The following is a 17,702-nucleotide window of genomic DNA, read 5'->3' on the forward strand; positions in this document are numbered from 1 at the left end:
GATGCCGACGACGTCCTGGCGGGGGGCCAGGCGTCCAAACCCGAGGACATCGTGTGAGCGATGCGCAGGTCGACGTGGTGCTGCGCGGGGACGGACCCGTTCCGACTCGAGGGAGGAGGGTGGATGATCGGTGCTGGACGCCATCGTACCGGCCGCAAGCGGTGTGACGTTGCTCGTTGTTGCCGTTTGGGGAGTTCGGCTGGATCGGGCCCGGGGGCGCAAACCGCTTTGGTGGTTCCACGCTCTGAATCTCGTCCTGGGGATCGCAGCGCTCGTCTGGGCAGTCTCCGAATATCTCTCCGGATGAATGCGCGACCCCAGGGCCCCTGTGGTCCTGGAGGGAAGGGGCTCGATGAACACCGCCTCCGCTCGGGCACAGCCAGCGGATTCACGGCTTCGGCATGCCGAGGCTGGCGTCGACCCGTGCTGTAGTCCGGGTGACCCGGCGGTAATCGCAACAAGTCTCGGCGCTCGATAAGAAACGCCTTGCCAGCGTCGACGGCGTTCGGAAGAAGCCCTATCGAGCTGGCAGCTCCAGGATCGCTTGCCCATTCGCATTGGTGATTCGGACCACGATCTCCTCGATAATGGCCTCCAGTTGTTGCTTGGATGTTCCTTCTGTGCGCACGTCGATATAACCCGTGATGCGAATGGTTTCGCCGGGATTGAGGTCAAGGGGCGTAGGGGAGGATCGCGGATCCGGGTTGGCCCTGTGCTCCTCTCTGATTCGACGCGATTGAAGGGCCGATGGGATGACCACCTCCCATCGCCAGCCGTGAATGGGGGCCTTCCCTGTGTTGGTGAACGAAGCCTCGTAGCTGATTCGCTGACGGCTTGTAGATGGATGTCCCGGACTGTCACCTGCGGCCACGACCAGATCCCCGGCTAGCCGTGGTCCCCCGGTGGGCGCGTTCTGGAAGATGCCGGCGAGCAAGACCACGGTGACCGATGCCAGCAGTGAGACCATCAGGAGGACAACCCGGCGCCGTTGGCGCGCATTGTTCGCCGTCAAACAACCCGCCTCCCGCCGTACCGTGAGTCGAGAGCGAGCGAGGATCATGCTCAACGAGGGGATGAAGGGTCCACGCAGCACTCCTTGGCATGGCCCAAACGATGACCTGGCGGAGGCCACGTCGCAATAGATGTTCCATGCAGACCAGTACCAACCCTTCGGCGGTGCTACGTAGCATGGGTGATTCGTGGTCACGTCCGGTGAAGTGGTCGAATCGCGCTCTCCCCTTCAACTTAATCGATGCCAGAAACCCTGCACCCCTTCCTCCAGGCTGTCACTATCCGTGACGGTCCGGCGCTGGCGCAAGCTTCGCCATCGATCACTGAGGACACTCAAGGTGGTATGGTGGAACCGGCGAGGAGGCGATGGGCTTGGCCACCTGGACCCTGCGCCTGCGGGTGCGCTACGGCGAGACGGACCGCATGGGCCGGGCGTACTATGCGCGCTACTTCGACTGGTTCACCGACGGGCGCACCGAGCTGATCCGCCGCATGGGGCTCTCGTATCGCCAGCTGGAGGACCAGGGCGTGTTCCTCCCCGTCCTGGAGGCGGCGTGCCGCTACCTGCGGCCGGTGGACTACGACGACGAACTCGAGCTGGAGGTGCGGCTGGAGCGCCTGACGCCCACGCGCATGGACTTCGCCTACCGTCTGCGGCTGGCGGCCACCGGGCAGCCCGTGGCGGAGGGCACGACGCGGCATGCCTTCATCGACCGGCGCGGCAAGCCGGTCAACCTGCGCAAGGCTCGCCCGGAGGTCTGGCGAAGGCTCGAGCCCCTGCAGGCGGCGACGCCCCTCCCCCGGGAATCGGTTGCCCCCGCGGGATCGTCGGTCGCGCCGCCACCATCCCATGGGGACGAACCGGCTCCCCGCGGGACGCGGGCCGCGCCAGCCCGCAGAGCGGCGGATCGGGCCGATCCCGTCGCGACCCCCTCGTCGACGCCGGAAGCCCGCGAGGGGGACGACCGGCGTTGTTGAGCAGCCGGCGGCGGCTGGTCGCCGACCTCCAGCGCCTGGAGGCCGCCGATCCCTCGCTCGCCGGCCTCACCGCGCGGCTCGAGCCGCTGCTCGAGCTGCTCGACGCCGTGGATGCCGGCGCGACGCTGGACGTCTGGGTGGAGTTCATGGGCGGTCACGCCGTGGTGGCCGACGTCGCCTCCAAGTTTCGCGGCCTGGTGCGGGACGCGGCGGGGCCAGGTCTGGGCTTCGAGGGGGACGCAGGGGAGCTGGTGCTGCTGCTCCACCACATCGGACCGGTGCGCCGCGAGCACGGGTCGGGCGGCGTCCGCGTCCTCCTCGCCACCGGCGAATCGGCGTGGTTCCGGGCCGTCCGGCCGGGCCACAGCGGCCTCTCCCGTCCACCCCGTCCGTCCCGTCCCTCGCGCCCCTCCCGCCCCTGATGCCCGGGCCCGCCCGCCATGGTCTCCCCGAGGAGCAGCGCGCTCCGGGGGATGGGGCCGCCGGGTGCGGCGCCCGCGGCCGAGGCGGCGAGACGGCACCCGGCGGGCAGGCGCTCGGAGGACGGGGCTGCGGGGAGGGGCCGCGGGCGACCCGTCGGCGAGGGCGGGGGTGCGTGCTGCCCGCCGTGCTTTCCGCGCTCGGGCCTTTCCTGCTATCGTGGGAGCGGTGTGGACTACCCTCGGTGAGGTGATCCCCCGATGCCGCTGGTCACCGGCATCGAACTCCTGGACGACGCCCGGAGGCGCGACTATGCCGTGGGCGCCTTCAACGTCAACAACATGGAGATCGTGCAGGCCATCATCGCGGCGGCCGAGGAGGAGCGGTCGCCCGTGATCCTCCAGGCGAGCCAGGGCGCCATCAAGTACGCGGGCATCCGCTACATCCGCGCCCTGGTGACGGCCGCCGCCGAGGAGGCCAAGGTCCCCATCTGCCTCCACCTGGATCACGGTCCCAGCTTCGAGCAGGTCATGGAGTGCCTGCGCTACGGCTTCACCTCGGTGATGTTCGACGGCTCCCACCTGCCCTATGAGGAGAACGTGCGCCTGACCGCCAAGGCCGTCGAGGCCGCCCACGCCGTGGGCGTCTCCGTGGAGGGCGAGCTCGGCAAGATCGGCGGCGTCGAGGAGGAGATCCGGGTCGAGGACTGGGACGTGGTCCTGACCGACCCCGAGGTGGTGCCCGACTTCGTCGAGCGCACGGGCGTCGACTACCTGGCGGTGGCCATCGGCACCAAGCACGGCTTCTACCAGGGCGAGCCCAAGCTGGACTTCGACCGCCTGGCCCGCATCCACCAGCTCATGCCCGACCTGCCCCTGGTGCTGCACGGCGGCAGCGGCGTCCCCGAGGAGCACATCCGCCGCGCCATCCCCCTGGGCGTCCGCAAGATCAACATCGACACGGAGCTGCGAGCGGCCTTCGTCGGCAAGGCACGGGAGATCATGGCGGCCCGGCCCGACGAGATCGATCCCCGCAAGATCCTGGGACCGGCCCGCGAGGCGATGAAGGAGAAGGTCAAGGAGAAGATGCGGCTCTTCGGCTCGGCGGGCAAGGCGTGAGCCCGCCCGGCGGAGCGGGCGCGGGCCCCGGCGCCGCGTGCCGGTTCGTCCGGGAAGAACCGGCCGTGCCCGCCCGGCGCAGCGCGGAGGACCGGCCCTGAGGCAGGTTGGAGGAGTCGGCATGGAACGGGAACTGACCCTGGAGCTGGTGCGGGTGACGGAGGCCGCGGCGCTGGCCGCCGCCCGCTGGATGGGCCGCGGTGACAAGGAGGCCGCCGACGGCGCCGCCGTCGACGCCATGCGGGCCGTGTTCGACACCGTGGACATCCGTGGGACGGTGGTCATCGGCGAGGGGGAGATGGACGAGGCGCCGATGCTGTACATCGGCGAGCAGGTGGGCAGCGGCCAGGGGCCCGCCGTGGATGTGGCCGTCGACCCCGTGGAGGGCACGAACCTGGTCGCCAAGGGCCTGCCCGGGGCCATCGCCGTCCTGGCGGTGGCGCCCCGGGGTTGCCTGCTCCACGCCCCGGACATGTACATGGAGAAGATCGCCGTCGGGCCGGCGGCGGCCGGCGCCATCGACATCCAGCGGCCCATCGAGGAGAACCTGGAGGCCGTAGCCCGGGCCCTGGGCAAGCGGGTGCAGGACGTGACGGTGATCCTGCTCGACCGGCCGCGCCACGCCGACCTGGTGGCCCGCATCCGGCGGGCCGGTGCCCGCATCCGCATGATCGCCGACGGCGACGTGTCGGCCGCCATCGCCACCGCCCTGGAGGGAACCGGCATCGACCTCATGGTCGGCATCGGCGGCGCCCCCGAGGGGGTGCTGGCGGCGGCCGCCCTGTACTGCCTCGGCGGCGAGCTGCAGGGGCGCCTCTGGCCCGAAGACGAGGAGGACCGCGAGCGCATGCGGGCCATGGGGATCGACGAGGCCCGGGTGCTGCGCATCGAGGACCTGGTCCGCGGCGAGGACGTGATCTTCGCCGCCACGGGCATCACCAGCGGCGAGATGCTGAAGGGCGTGCAGTTCACCGGCCGCGGCGCCTTCACCCACTCGGTGGCCATGCGCTACCGCACCGGGACGGTGCGCTTCGTCGAGGCCTGGCACCGGCTGGAGCGCAAGCCCGTCATCGGCCCGCTGGTGGGGGGCGCCAAGGAGGCCGGTGACGCGGCGGGGGGCGCCGGGTAGGCGCTGTCGGTGGGGGTCGCGGCGACCGCGGTGGGGAGCCGCAGGGGGGTTGCGGCGTCTCAGTTGCGGCCTCCCAGGCGATGGCGGAAGGCCGCAGGAGAGCTGCCGGGACCGGGGCGCCGGCATGGGCGGCGCGCCTGGGGCGCGTGCCGCATGCGGAGGCGAGGTGGTTGCGATGGCGGCGTTCACGCAGGACGAACCGGCTGGGGATGCGGGGCCCCAGGGGGGCGCGTCCACCCTCGAGGGGCTGCGGGCCCGCACCCTGGCGTGGTTGCGGGAAGAGGCAGGCCGGCAGACCCGTTTCCGGGAGCTGGCCCAGGCGGTCTGCTCCCGTCTGTGCAGGGAGTTCCCCCATTACTCCTGGGTGGGCGTCTACCTGGTGGAGGGCGATCGCCTCAAGTTGTGGGCCTGGGACGGGCCGGAGCCCACCCAGCACGTGGAGATCCCCCTGAACGCGGGGCTGTGCGGCTGGGCGGCCTCCACGGGTCAGGTGGCCAACGTGCCCGACGTGCGCAAGGACCCGCGGTACCTGCAGTGCTTCGTCTCCTGCCGGTCGGAGATCGTCGTGCCCATCGCCCGGGACGGCAAGGTCTACGGCGAGATCGACATCGACAGCGACCGGCTGGCCGCCTTCAGCGCCGACGACGAGCAGTTCCTGAAGGCGGTCTGCGCCATCCTGGCGGAACGGGCGGCGGCCGACGCCGAGGTGCGGGCGGTGGGCGGCCGGACGACCGGGAGGCCGGCCTGATCGACGCAAGCATGGAGGGCTGGCCGATGGGCCGCGTGGCGGGCGGCTGTGCGTTGACCCCCCGGGTCCGCGGGGGAACGATGGAGGAGGAGGTGGTCCCATGGCGGCCAAGCGCATCGCCATCCTGGTCGACGACCTGTACGAGGACCTCGAGCTCTGGTACCCGTACTACCGCCTGCTGGAGGCGGGCCACCAGGTGGACCTGATCGGCAGCGAACGGGATCGCGCCTACACCAGCAAGCACCACTACCCGGCCAAGGCCGTGAAGTCCATCGCCGAGGTGCGGCCGGAGGACTACGACGGGGTGGTGATCCCCGGCGGCTACGCGCCGGACCGCATGCGGCGCGACGAGCGGATGGTCCGGTTCGTCCGTCAGATCCACGATCAGGGCAAGCTGGTGGCGGCCATCTGCCACGCCGGCTGGATGCTGGTCTCGGCCGACGTCCTGCGGGGCCGCCGGGCCACCAGCGTCCGGGCCATCCGCGACGACATGCGCAACGCCGGCTGCGAGTGGGTGGACGAGCCCGTGGTCGTCGACGGGAACCTGGTGACCTCGCGGACGCCGGACGACCTGCCGGCCTACATGAAGGCGATCCTCGCCAAGCTGGGCGAAGCCTGAACCCCCGCGGTCGAGCCCCCTGCGGACGCAGGATGCCCGGGCGGAGCGGCCGACGAGGGATGGCCAGGCGGAGCAACCGATGGACGGGCGGAGGGCGGTGGCTGGATGCCATCGCCCTCCGCGTCTCCGCCACCGGCCCGCTCCGTCGTCGCCGAACCCAGCCCCCCGCGGGTGCGAGTGCCCGTGCCGGCCCGGATCCAGGACCTGAAAGGCACCGACCTCGAGCTGGCGCGGGCGTGGCGGATGGCCGTGCGCCACAGCCTCGGAGGGTTCTTGGCAGCGGGTTACACGGCGGTGGACCTCGTGCCGCCGGTGGACCGCCAGCGGGGCGTCGGGTGGTACGTGCTGGTGCGTTGACCGCGCCGGGGCGTGGCTTGCCTGAATTCCGCAACGATCTCCGGGGATCGCGGATGGGTGGCCTGCTGAGGAGGGTGACCGGATGCGTGTCCAGCGGATCGACGTCTTCCACGTGGCGATGACGCTGCGGGCTCCCTTCCGCACCAGTTTTGGCGTCACCCACGAACGTCACTGCCTTCTCATCCGGTTGGAGGCCGACGGCGTGGAGGGGTGGGGGGAGGTGGTGGCGGATGCGGCTCCGCTCTACAGCGAGGAGACGGTGGAGACGGCCTGGCACATCTTGCGGGACTTCCTCGTGCCGGCGGTCCTCGGTCGCTCCTTCGACAGCCCCCGCGAATTCCGGGCGTCCTATGCCCATGTGCGCCGCCACCCCATGGCCAAGGCCGGGCTCGAAGGGGCCTTTTGGGATGCCTGGAGCCGTGCCCGCGGCTTGCCGCTGTGGCGGGCGTTGGGCGGCACGAAGGACCGCGTCGAAGTCGGCGTCAGCATCGGTATCCAGGAGGATGTGCCCGCGCTGTTGCGGGCCATCGAATCCTTCCAGGCCCAGGGCTATCGCCGCTTCAAGATCAAGATCGAGCCGGGATGGGACGTCGACGTCGTCCGGGAGGTCCGCCGGGCCTTGGGTGACATCCCGCTGATGGTCGACGCCAATTCGGCGTATACCTTGGCGGATGCGTCCCATCTTGCCCAATTGGATCGCTTCGACCTGATGATGATCGAGCAACCCCTCGCCCACGATGACTTGGTGGACCACGCCGAACTGCAACGGCAGCTTCGGACGCCCATCTGCCTTGATGAAAGCGTTCACCACGCCGACGACCTGCGCAAGGCGGCGCGGATCGGTGCCTGTCGCATCCTCAACGTCAAGGTCGGCCGGGTTGGCGGGCTGACCGAGGTCCAAGCCATCGATCGCCTCGCCCGCCAGCTGGGCATCCCCCTGTGGTGTGGCGGTATGCTGGAAACCGGTATCGGCCGGTTGCACAACGTGGCGCTGGCGACGCTGCCGGGTTTCACCCTGCCCGGGGATACGTCCGGGAGCGACCGGTACTGGCTCGAAGATGTGATCGACCCGCCGGTGACGGTGGATCCCGATGGGACCATCGCCGTACCCCAGCAGCCCGGCATCGGTCACCAGGTGCGGGAGGACCGGATCCAGCGGGTCACCCGCCGCCGCGCGACGTACCGAGCCAATGGCGCCGCGTGACGTCCCGTTCGCAGACGTGCGCGGTCCCCACAAGATCGCCAAAGCACGGTCGCAGCGCGGGGAGGTGACCGCCTGACCACGGGTCGGCGCGCGGGCCAAGAACGAGCGGGTCGTCGGTGCTGGCGGCGCCCCGACGGTGCGGCGGTCCCGTCCGGGAGCATGGAGGGCGTGGGCGGCCCATAGCCTGCAGGTGGGCGGGTGGTCTGGGGGGCGGCACCAGCCGGAGTCGCGGCCGTCGGTGCCGTTCGGGGGCCGGCGCCGGGAGGCGATGGCGCTCCACGGGCGCGGACCCCCAGACGTCGGCTGCGTCGGAGGGACGGTGCGGCGAGGACGCGCCGCCCTCCTCCTGGCGTCCGGCTCGCCCGCCCAGGAGGCGGGATCCATGGCAGGCCCAGGCATCCGGTGGCGGCGAGCCGCGGCGTGGCTCCTCCTGATCGCAGCCGCGACCGCGTTGGGCCGGGCGGGCTGGTCGCCGCTGCGCCTCCTGCCCGGGATGGGGCGACCGGGCGGGCTCCCCGGCCGGGTCGCCCCCGACGTGTGGGTCGGACCCGTGCCGGTGGGCGGGTGGTCGCGGGAGCGGGTGTCCGAATGGCTCGAGGAGCTGGCCCGCGCGGTGCACATGCCGCCTGAGGATGCGCGCCCCGACCCCGCCCAGCGGGCGGTGATCCCCGGCGTTGCCGGCCTGACCCTGGACGTCGACGCCAGCCTGCAAGCCATCCTGCGGGCGCCGCCGGGCAGCCGGGTCGACCTCCGGTTCCGCGCCGTCCCACCGCAGAAGGACCTGGACGACTTCCCCGGTCAGCCCGTCTATCATGCCAATCGGCGCAAACAGGCCGTGGCCTTCCTGGTCAACGTGGCCTGGGGGGAGGAGCACGTGCCCGCCATGCTCGCGGCGCTGGAGGCGCATGGGGTGCGGGTCACCTTCTTCCCCGTGGGGCGGTGGGCGGAGGCCCACCCCGGCCTGGTGGCGGAGATGGTCCGCCGCGGCCATGAGGTCGGCAGCCACGGCTACTCGGACGCCCTGGAACTCGAGGACCAGCCGGTCGACGGGGTGCTGGCCGACCTCCGCCGCGGGGTCGAAGCGGTGGCCCGGGCGGCCGGCCTGGACCCGTCGGCGGTGCGGTTCTACAGCACCCACCGCGGGGTGCGCACCGCCGCGGTGGAGCGGGCGGCGCAGGAGGCCGGCGTCCGACTGGTCTACTGGAGCCTCGACACCGTCGACTGGATGAAGCCGCCCCCGGCGCTCATGGCACGGCGCATCGTCGCCGCGGCGCAGCCCGGGGACCTGATCTTGATGCACCCCACGCCGGGCACGGTCGAGGCCCTCCCCGCCATGATCGAGGGCCTGCACCGGCGCGGCCTGGTGGTGGTCCCGCTGGGCCAGCTGCTGGCCCCCCTGCCCGTGGACGACCCCCGCCAGCGCCCCGCGGAGCCGGCCGGTCCCGTCCTGGCCGGCGACCGCGTGCGTCCGCCCTTCGCCGCGTTCGTCCGTGGTGGATGGCGCCCGCCGCCCGAGGGCGGCCCTCGGTCCCCGGCCCGTTAACAGATCCGTTACATTTCCCGTCGCGCGCGGCCGGCGGGCCCCGGATCGCCAATGCTATACTGTTGCGCGGCAAGGCGCGGCTCGTCCCCGGTGGGGGTCCCAGACCGCCTGGGCAGGGGGCCATCGGCTGCCACCGCCGCGGCGACCGCCGTGCGGCCGGGCGTCCACACCGCCTCTCCACGGAGGCCGTCGGCTTGGCGCCGCGGGGGCTTCGCCTCTGCCGTCCACGAGTTGGCGCAGGGACCAGAATGGCCGCGAAGCCCGACGGGACCCAGCCCGGCGGGGCAGCCGGGGAGGGGGCTCGCCCGGTGCGCCCGGACCGGGAGGAGGACGGCGATGATCGAGGTCTCCCACGTCAGCAAGCGGTTCGGCGAGCACCGCGCGGTCACGGATCTCACCTTCACGGTGCAGCGGGGCGAGATCGTGGGCCTGCTCGGTCCCAACGGGGCCGGCAAGACGACCACCATGCGCCTGATCACCGGCTACATGCCCCCCAGCGCCGGCACCATCCGCGTGGCCGGCTTCGACACGTGGGAGGAACCGCTGGAGGTCAAGCGGCGCGTCGGGTACCTCCCCGAGCATCCGCCGGTCTACCCGGACATGACCGTGGAGGCGTACCTGCTCTTCGTGGCGGCCCTCAAGGGCGTGCCCCGCCCCCGCCGCCGGGCCGAGGCCCAGGAGGCGGCGGAGCGCACCGGCGTGACCCACGTGTGGAAGCGCCTGATCGGCAACCTGTCCCGGGGCTACCGGCAGCGGGTGGGGTTGGCCCAGGCGCTGCTGGGCAAGCCCGACGTGCTCATCCTGGACGAGCCCACGGTGGGCCTCGATCCGGCGCAGATCGTCGAGGTCCGCCAGCTGATCCGCTCCCTGGCCGGCGAGCACACGGTGATCCTGAGCTCCCACATCCTCCCCGAGGTGCGGCAGACCTGCCAGCGCGTGTTGATCATGAACCGCGGGCGGCTGGTGGCCCAGGACACGCCCGAGGGACTGACGCGGGCGCTGCAGGGGGTCAGCACCCTGCGCCTCGCGGTCAAGGGGCCGGCCCGCGAGGTGGCGCGCCGCCTCCGCGAGCTGGATGGCGTCGAGTCGGTCCGCATCCTGGAAGGGGACGAACCGGCGCCGGCCGGGGCGGAGGAGGGGGCGCCGGCGGACCGGTCCACGGCCGACGCGGCGTCTTCCGCGCCGACCCCGGTGGTGCGCCTCGAGGTCGCCTCCCGCGGCAAGGACCTGCGCGAGGCCGTCTTCTTCGCCATGGCTGCGGAGCGCTGGCCCATCCTGGAGATGCGCCCGCTGGAGATGAGCCTCGAGGAGATCTTCATGCAACTGGTGACGGAGGAACAGGCCCCCTCCGGGTCCGCGGGCCGGACCCGGGACGGGGCGGGCGAGGGCGCCGCCGGCCGGCAGCGACCGGCGGGCGCCGGCCGGAGGTGAGCGCCATGGGTTGGCAGGGCCTCTTCGCCCTATGGCGCAAGGACGTGCTGTCCTTCTGGCTGTCGCCTCTGTGGTGGGTGGTGGCGGCCGTCTTCCTCGCCTTGACGGGATGGTACTACCTGGCGGTGGTCGCCAGCTTTCAGGCGCCGGATCTGCGCTTCCTGCTGGACCACATGGTGGTGCTGCTGCTGTTCGTCGTGCCCGCGCTGACCATGCGGCTCTGGGCCGAGGAGCAGCAGCGCGGCACCGCCGAGCTGTTGCTGACCGCGCCGGTGACCCTGAATCAGGTGGTGCTGGCGAAGTTCTTCGCGGTCTTGACGCTGCTGACGGTGCTCCTCGGGGTCACGGGGATCTACCCCGCCGTCACGGCGGCCTACGGCGCCGTGGAGTGGCCCATGCTGGTGGTCGGCTACCTCGGGGTGTGGCTGGTGGCCGCCACCTTCGCCGCCGCCGGGCTCTTGGCGTCGACCCTCAGCGACAGCCAGGTCATCGCCGCCGTGGCGGGCTTCGGGATCCTGCTGGCCCTGTACATGCTGGACTGGGCGGCGGGGGCCGTCGGCGGGACCCTGGGGGACGTGCTGCGAGCGGCGTCGGTCTGGGAGAACCTGAGCGACTTCATCGACGGGGTGCTGGACACCCGGCGCCTCGTCTACTTCCTCTCGTTGATCTTCGGCTTCCTGTTCCTCGCGGTCCGCAACGTGGAGCGGCGCACCTGGGCCGCGTGACGCGGCCGGCCGTCCGTCGCCCGCCGGGGTTGGTGCGGGCCGGCGGTGGCGGCGGGCGCCGCGGCGGGGTGCCGACCGGGCAGCGGACCGCGGGGGCGATCCATCGCCCCCGGCCCACCGCCCCCGACGCCCAAGGGGAGGCGGCCCGGACGGTTCGAGGCGTGGAGCGAGCCGTCCGCCGGACGTGGCGCCGGGTGCGGGGCGCACCGCGCGGTGGGGTGCGGGCTTGGCGAACAGCGAGCGGAGTCGGTGAGGAGGGCCGTCCATGGCCGAGCGGGCCGATGTCCATCGCCGTCGCGTGCTGTGGCGGGGGACGAACGCGGTGGTGCTGACGGTGGCTGTGCTGGCCCTGCTGGTGCTGGCCAACGTGTTCGCCGCCCGCTACTCGTGGCGGTACGATGCCACCGCCCAGAAGATCTACTCCCTCTCGCCCTCCACCCACGAGGTCCTGGCCGACCTCGAGCAGGATGTCACGCTCTACGGCTTCCTGCAGTCCGGATCGGGGGAGGGCGACACCCTGCGCAAGATCCTCGAGCAGTACGACCGCGCCTCGCCCCGGATCCGGCTCGAGGTGGTGGACCCCGAGCGGGAGCCGTCCACGGCGAGGCGGTACGAGGTGGAGGCCTACAACACGGTGGTCGTGGAGGTCGGCGACGACCACCGGAAGATCGACCCGCTGAGCCTGTTCGGCTACGGGGCGGGCGGCGGCCTCGAGATCCGGGCCGAACAGGCGATCACCCGCGCCCTCCTCGAGCTGACGGGGCGGGGCGGCAAGAAGGTCTACTTCCTGACGGGCCACGGCGAGGGCAACCCGGACACCGAGCTGACCACCCTGGGCCAGCTGCTGGAGGGCGAGGCCCTGACGGTGGAGACGCTCAACCTGGCCCAGCGGGGCCAGGTGCCGGAGGATGCGGCGGTGGTGGTCATCGCCGGTCCCAGCCGGGACCTGCTGGAGGAGGAGCGCCAGCGACTGGAGGACTACGTGCGGCGAGGCGGCCGGCTGCTGGTCCTCTACGGGCCGGTCCCCGACGGCCGGCGCCTGGAGCAGCTGGAGGCGCTGCTGGCATCGGTCGGGGTGGAGGCCGCCCAGGACGTGGTGGTCGATCCCCAGCGCGCCTTCCTCGGCCAGGATCCCCTCTCGCCCATGCCGCTCCTGGGGAGCCACGCCATCGTCGACCCGCTGCGACAGGGCGAGCTGGTGCTGGTGCTGCCAGGGTCCCGCAGCCTGCAGGCGCGCGAGGGCACGGAGCTCACGACCACCGAGCTCCTGCACACCAGCGACGAGGCCTGGGGCGAGACGGATCTGCGGTCCGAGACGGTGCGCCGCGACGGTGACGACCGCGCGGGCCCGCTGACGCTGGCGCTGGCGGTGGAGGGCGACCTCGCCCACGCGGATCGGTCCGCAGGCCAGGCGGACGAGCAAGGGCGGGACGAGGGCGGCGAGGCCGCGTCCGCTGCGGAGGGCGAGGCGGCCGAAGGCGACGGGGAGGGCGGGTCGCAGCCGGTGGCCGTGGTGGTGGGCAGCGCGGCCTTCGTGGCCAACGACTACCTGGACCGGGTCCCGGGGAACCGTGACTTCATCGTCAACGCCGTCAACTGGCTGTTGGGTTCGGAGGAGCGCCTGACCATCCGGCCCAAGGAGCTGGCCGCCACGCCCATCGTGCTCACCCCGCGGGCGGTGGTGGGGATCTTCTACGGGCTCGTGCTGGGGTTCCCCGCCCTGGTCGCCCTCACCGGCCTCGCCATCTGGTGGAGGAGGCGGCACGCATGAGCGCCCCGGGCCGTCGCCGCCGGCGGAACCCGGCCTCCCAGGCCTTCCTCGGCCTGTTCCTCCTGCTGGTGGCGGCCGGATTGGCCGTCTACGCCTGGGCCACGCGGGGCGACCAGCCCCAAAGCGAGGACGAGGCGACGGACACCGTGGTCTGGGATGCCGGCGACGCCACGGTGCGCGAGATCGTCATCGAGGGGGAGCATGGGCGCATCGTCCTGCGGCCCGGCCCGCCCCCCGAGCTGGTGGCGTCGCCCGACGCCCCCTTCGGCGGTCAGGGGCCGATGGCGGCCGACACCATCGGCGGGCTCTTGTCCTCGCGGCGCTGGTGGATGCACGAGCCCGGCCCCTACCCCTTGGCCGAGGAGTACGCCACCACCCTGGTCGACGGGCTGCGACGGCTGACGGCCCAGCGCCGGGTGGCCGAGGGCGTCACCGGCCAGGCGCTGGAGCAGTACGGCCTGCATCGGCCGACGGTCCGCGTGACGGTGCGATTCACCGGGCAGGACGAGGCGCGGGTGCTGGAGCTGGGGGCCGAGAGCCCGGTCACGGGGGGCGGGACCTACGGGCGGCGGGCGGGCCAGGATGCGGTCTACCTGCTCTCCCCCGGGCTCGCCGACACCCTCAAGATGGCGCCCGACGCGCTGCGGGAGACGATGTTCGTCCCGTTCGAGGACGATCGCGTGCAGCGGGTGGAGCTGGAGTGGGACGGTGCGCGGCTGGTGTTCGTCCGCCAGGAGGGCGGCACCAGCTGGTCCATGGAGCGGGACGGCCGCCGGGTCGGCACCCAGGACGACAGCCAGCTGTCCGAGCTCTGGTTTGCCCTGCACCAGTGGCGGGCGGCGGACTTCGTCAGCGACCAGGGGGACGAACCGGCCGTGCGGGCCCGCCACGGCCTGGACGCACCCTACGGGCGCATCCGCCTGGAGTTCCAGGCGGCGCCGGGTCAGAAGGCCGGGCCGCACCTGGAGATCCGGGTCGGCGGCACGGCCGACGAGGGCGGCCGGTACGTGATGACCAACGAGGGACCGTGGATCTATCGCCTCGACCCCGACGACCTCGCCTACTTCGAAGACCAGGTCCTGCCGAGGCTGCGGGAGCCGGCCACCGGCGGCGGGCAAGGGCAAGCGGGCGACGCGGCGCAGGACGAGGGAGGCGAAGGGCAGGGCGCCCCGCAGGGCGACTAGGCCCAGGAACGCCAACCCGGGGATGACGCAGGGGGAGGGGCGGGCACCGCGCCCGCGACAGGGGCCGCGGCCGCGCTCCGGCAGGAAACGGCGGCGCGGCGGCGAATCCATCCCATGGCTGCGACGCGGGGGCCGCGGTCCCGGAGCGGGGTCGCGGCCCGAAGCGGCCGGGGCAGAGGCCAGCGAGGCCGGTCGCGTGGCGGGAGCGGGATGGGTGCGCTTCGCGGCGAGATCGCGAGAGGCGAGCGGCGTGGGGTGGGCGGATGGTGTGCATTTGGTGCATTTGGAATGAATTTAATGAATTTTTTATGCACACCGCTCGACCGAACGGTCGGTAGGGACGCGGCGACCGACCGCCCTGCAGGGAGGCGACGGCATGGCCAGCCGCGAGCAGGAGATCCTCGACGCGGCACGCAAGTTGTTCCGCGAGAAGGGCTACTACGCCACCACGATGCAGGACATCGCCGACGCGGTGGGGCTGCAGAAGGCCTCGCTCTACCACTACATCCGCAGCAAGGAGGCGCTCCTGCTCAAGATCGCGGGCGAGACCATGCGGCTCTTCCACGCGGAGCTGGATCGGATCGAGGCGGCGGGGGGGAGCGCAGCCGATCAGCTGGCGGCGGCCATCCGCGCCCACGTGCGGGTCGTGGCCGAGCACCAGGAGACGCTGACGGTGCTCTTCCGGGAGTCCCACGCCCTGCCGCCGGAGCACGCCGAGAAGGTGCGGGGCGAGACCGGCCGCTACACGCGGCGGCTGACGGCGTTGATCGCCCGAGGGGTGGCGACGGGCGAGTTCCGCCCGGTGGATCCCGGCGCCGCCTGCCTGGCCATCCTCGGCGCCTGCAACTGGATGTACCGGTGGTACAGCGCCGACGGTCGGCTCTCCCCGGCACAGATCGGCGAGCAGTTCGTCCAGGTGATCCTGCACGGGCTGCTGGCGCCGCGGGGCGACGACCGCCCGGCGGGGGAGCCGTCCCCACGGCCGGCCGCTGCCCGGTCCGGCGCCAACCGGCCCACCGCAGCGGGCGGCGAGGCGGTCCGGAGCATCCCGGCCTTGGACGCCCCAGGGCCGGCGGGGCCGCTGGGCGCTTGAACCCGACGGGCGCCGCCGCCCGTCGAAGTGCCGAAACGCCCCTACGGGAGACACACCCCTACGGGAAAGGTGGGAAAGCCGGATGGGTTGGAACGTGGTGGTGCTGCTCAAGCCCATCCTCGACCCGGAGCTGCCGGCGCGCAAGTTCCGGGTGGCGGCGGACGGCCGCCGGCCGGAGCGGGGCGACGCGCCGGTGGTCATCAACCCCTTCGACCAGAACGCGCTGGAGCTGGCGCTGCAGCTCAAGGACAAGGGCGCGGCGGCCACGGTGACGGCGATCAGCGCCGGCGGCGCCGAGGCCACCGACGGGCTGCGCAAGGCGCTGGCCCTCAAGGCGGACCGGGCCGTGCGGGTGGAGCTGGACGGCCTGGACCTGCCGGATGCGGCCACCACGGCGCGGGTCCTGGCGGCGGCGGTGCGCAAGGTCGGCCATGTCGACCTGGTGCTGGCGGGTCGCCAGGCGGGCGATTGGGACCAGGGCCAGGTGGGCTACCTGCTGGCGGAGGAACTCGGCTGGCCGTGTGCCGCCCTGGTCCAGCAGATGGAGCCGGCGGGCGACGGCCTGCGGCTGGTGCGGGAGGCGCCGGCGGGCCGGGAGGTGCTGGAGGCCCGGCCGCCCCTGGTGGTCACCGTGACCAACGACGACAGCAACGTGCTGCGCCTGCCCAAGGTGCGCGACGTGATGATGGCCAACCGCAAGCCCATCGACCAGTGGACGGTGGCGGACCTGGGGCTGGATGCGGCGGCCCTGGCCGACGAGGCGGCCAGCGAGGTCCTCGCCCTGCGGATCCCCGAGCGCAAGACCGAGTGCGAGATGATCGAGGGCGACGATCCGGCGGCGGTGGCCGCCACGCTGGTCCGGCGGCTGCGGGAGCTCAAGGTGCTGTGACGGGTGGGCTCCGGGAGGAGGGCGGTCGATGATCCTGGTGGTCCAGTGGGGTGGCAAGGCGCTGAGTCAGGCCACCGCGGAGCTCTTGGGCGGCGCCCGGCAGCTGGCCGGGGACGGCGCCGTGGCCGTGGTGGTGTTGGGGCCCGATGCCCGGGAGGCGGCGGCCGAGGCCGGGGCCTACGGCGCCCGGGCGTACGCCGCCGGGGGCGATCTCGAGGCGTACGGCGGAGAGGCGTACGTGGCCACGCTGGCGGCGGCCTGCGAGAGCCTGAAGCCCCAGGTGGTGCTGATGCCCGCCGACCCGCGCGGCCGCGAGGTGGCGCCCCGCCTGGCGGCACGGCTGGGCGGCGCGGCGGTGACCGACGTGATCGAGGCGCGGCGCGACGGCGACCGCATCGTCTGGTCGCGGCCCGTCTTCGGCGGCAAGGCCATCGCCGACGTGGTCCTGAGGCGCTCGCCGCAGGTGGCCACCGTGCGGCCGGGCTCCTTCCCCGCGGCGGAGAGGGCCGGTTCGTCCTCGGTGGAGGTCGAGGCGCTGACCGTCACCGGCACCGACCGGCCCCTGCGCCGGGTGGAGGTCAGGCCCGCGGCCGAGGGCGGGGTGCGCCTGGAGGAGGCGCGCATCGTCGTCTCGGGCGGCCGGGGGCTGGGCGGCCCGGAGGCCTTCAAGGACCTGGAGGAACTGGCCCGGCTCCTGGGCGGCGCCGTGGGCGCGTCGCTGGCGGCGGTGGACGAGGGCTGGGCGCCGCCCGAGCGGCAGGTGGGGCAGACCGGCAAGATCATCGCCCCGGATCTGTACATCGCCATCGGCATCTCGGGCGCCAGCCAGCACCTGGCGGGCATCGCGGGGGCCAAGACCGTGGTGGCCATCAACAAGGACCCCGAGGCGCCGATCTTCGAGGTGGCGCGCCTGGGCGTGCCCATGGAGTACCAGAAGGTGCTGCCGCACCTGATCGAAGAGGTCCGCAAGCTCAAGGCCAGCTGAGGGCGGGCGGGACGAACCGGCCGTGGCCCGGCCGGTTCGTCCCGCCGCCACCCGCCAAGGCGCGGCGCCCGCCGGGCCACGCCGGACGCCATGGTGTGCGGGCCGCCGAGCCATGTTGGACGCTTTGGTGTGCCGCCCGTCGTGGCCTGCCGCCCGCTGGGGTGTACGGGCCGTACCGGGCGACGCCGGCCGCCATGGCACGCACGGCGCCGGGGACGCGCCGGATGCCGTGGGGGCGGGCCAGCGGGGCACGCCCGGCTTCGTCGCCCGTCGGGGGACGCCGGCTCCGCGGCGTGCCGGGCGACGCGGCGTGCCGGGCGACGCGGCGCGCCGGCGCTCGGCAGGAGAGGGCGGGGTGCCGGCCGGCTTCACCCCGCTTGGCCGGCGCGACGAGGGGCGCTGCGGCAGCGGGCTGCGGCAGCGGGGGGCGGGGCGCGGTGGCGTCCAGCCGCCACGCCGGCCCGAGGAGGCCGCGGCCCAGGCCCGCGGGGTCCCGG

The 17,702-nt window shown here is 73.1% G+C and carries 18 protein-coding genes; 17 read left to right on the forward strand and 1 reads right to left on the reverse strand.

Going from position 1 to position 17,702, the window contains the following annotated elements:
• Nucleotides 1-130 precede the first annotated feature (130 nt).
• Nucleotides 131-307, forward strand: coding sequence for a hypothetical protein (locus Q5761_RS02120; RefSeq protein ID WP_167758856.1), 177 nt, complete (start codon nucleotides 131-133; stop codon nucleotides 305-307).
• A gap of 210 nt (nucleotides 308-517) precedes the next feature.
• Here the strand turns inward: Q5761_RS02120 and Q5761_RS02125 are convergent, their stop codons facing one another.
• Nucleotides 518-1,012, reverse strand: coding sequence for a hypothetical protein (locus tag Q5761_RS02125; RefSeq protein ID WP_318751008.1), 495 nt, complete (start codon nucleotides 1,010-1,012; stop codon nucleotides 518-520).
• Between the two features lie 371 nt (nucleotides 1,013-1,383).
• On the opposite strand from Q5761_RS02125, the gene Q5761_RS02130 reads away from it, so the two are divergent.
• From Q5761_RS02130 to Q5761_RS02205, 16 genes are all read left to right on the forward strand, one after another.
• Complete coding sequence (locus tag Q5761_RS02130) at nucleotides 1,384-1,989, forward strand: acyl-CoA thioesterase (RefSeq protein ID WP_318751009.1); 606 nt, start codon at nucleotides 1,384-1,386, stop codon at nucleotides 1,987-1,989.
• Entirely contained in the window at nucleotides 1,983-2,411 is a 429-nt protein-coding gene (locus tag Q5761_RS02135) for a glycine dehydrogenase (protein ID WP_318751010.1), read from the forward strand. Before Q5761_RS02130 ends, Q5761_RS02135 begins: the two co-directional genes overlap by 7 nt.
• A 258-nt stretch (nucleotides 2,412-2,669) precedes the next feature.
• Entirely contained in the window at nucleotides 2,670-3,527 is an 858-nt protein-coding gene (locus Q5761_RS02140) for a class II fructose-1,6-bisphosphate aldolase (protein ID WP_135224943.1), read from the forward strand.
• 121 nt (nucleotides 3,528-3,648) lie between these two features.
• A complete protein-coding gene (glpX, locus tag Q5761_RS02145; protein WP_318751011.1) occupies nucleotides 3,649-4,656 on the forward strand; it encodes a class II fructose-bisphosphatase in 1,008 nt (335 codons plus the stop codon).
• 175 nt (nucleotides 4,657-4,831) lie between these two features.
• Entirely contained in the window at nucleotides 4,832-5,404 is a 573-nt protein-coding gene (locus tag Q5761_RS02150; RefSeq protein WP_318751012.1) for a GAF domain-containing protein, read from the forward strand.
• A gap of 100 nt (nucleotides 5,405-5,504) precedes the next feature.
• Nucleotides 5,505-6,023, forward strand: coding sequence for a type 1 glutamine amidotransferase domain-containing protein (locus Q5761_RS02155; protein ID WP_135224946.1), 519 nt, complete (start codon nucleotides 5,505-5,507; stop codon nucleotides 6,021-6,023).
• 183 nt (nucleotides 6,024-6,206) lie between these two features.
• Nucleotides 6,207-6,380: a hypothetical protein gene (locus tag Q5761_RS02160; RefSeq protein WP_167758858.1), complete on the forward strand. Its 174-nt coding sequence runs from the start codon at nucleotides 6,207-6,209 to the stop codon at nucleotides 6,378-6,380.
• An 82-nt stretch (nucleotides 6,381-6,462) separates the two neighbouring features.
• Nucleotides 6,463-7,584, forward strand: coding sequence for an o-succinylbenzoate synthase (gene menC, locus Q5761_RS02165; protein WP_318751013.1), 1,122 nt, complete (start codon nucleotides 6,463-6,465; stop codon nucleotides 7,582-7,584).
• A 382-nt stretch (nucleotides 7,585-7,966) separates the two neighbouring features.
• Nucleotides 7,967-9,127 (forward strand): polysaccharide deacetylase family protein, encoded by a 1,161-nt coding sequence (locus Q5761_RS02170; protein WP_318751014.1) that lies wholly within the window; start codon nucleotides 7,967-7,969, stop codon nucleotides 9,125-9,127.
• A 336-nt stretch (nucleotides 9,128-9,463) separates the two neighbouring features.
• A complete protein-coding gene (locus Q5761_RS02175; protein WP_318751015.1) occupies nucleotides 9,464-10,558 on the forward strand; it encodes an ABC transporter ATP-binding protein in 1,095 nt (364 codons plus the stop codon).
• Between the two features lie 5 nt (nucleotides 10,559-10,563).
• Nucleotides 10,564-11,283, forward strand: coding sequence for an ABC transporter permease (locus Q5761_RS02180; protein WP_318751016.1), 720 nt, complete (start codon nucleotides 10,564-10,566; stop codon nucleotides 11,281-11,283).
• 265 nt (nucleotides 11,284-11,548) lie between these two features.
• Nucleotides 11,549-13,054, forward strand: coding sequence for a GldG family protein (locus tag Q5761_RS02185; RefSeq protein ID WP_318751017.1), 1,506 nt, complete (start codon nucleotides 11,549-11,551; stop codon nucleotides 13,052-13,054).
• Nucleotides 13,051-14,238, forward strand: a complete 1,188-nt coding sequence (locus Q5761_RS02190; protein ID WP_318751018.1) for a DUF4340 domain-containing protein — start codon at nucleotides 13,051-13,053, stop codon at nucleotides 14,236-14,238. Before Q5761_RS02185 ends, Q5761_RS02190 begins: the two co-directional genes overlap by 4 nt.
• 376 nt (nucleotides 14,239-14,614) lie before the next feature.
• Entirely contained in the window at nucleotides 14,615-15,331 is a 717-nt protein-coding gene (locus Q5761_RS02195; protein WP_243123784.1) for a TetR/AcrR family transcriptional regulator, read from the forward strand.
• An 82-nt stretch (nucleotides 15,332-15,413) separates the two neighbouring features.
• Nucleotides 15,414-16,220 (forward strand): electron transfer flavoprotein subunit beta/FixA family protein, encoded by an 807-nt coding sequence (locus tag Q5761_RS02200; protein WP_318751019.1) that lies wholly within the window; start codon nucleotides 15,414-15,416, stop codon nucleotides 16,218-16,220.
• 28 nt (nucleotides 16,221-16,248) lie between these two features.
• A complete protein-coding gene (locus Q5761_RS02205) occupies nucleotides 16,249-17,205 on the forward strand; it encodes an electron transfer flavoprotein subunit alpha/FixB family protein (RefSeq protein ID WP_135224956.1) in 957 nt (318 codons plus the stop codon).
• Nucleotides 17,206-17,702: the final 497 nt, after the last annotated feature.

Origin of the sequence: Thermaerobacter composti (assembly GCF_033582035.1) — a bacterium.
Classification (GTDB): Bacteria; Bacillota; Sulfobacillia; order Thermaerobacterales; family Thermaerobacteraceae; genus Thermaerobacter; species Thermaerobacter composti.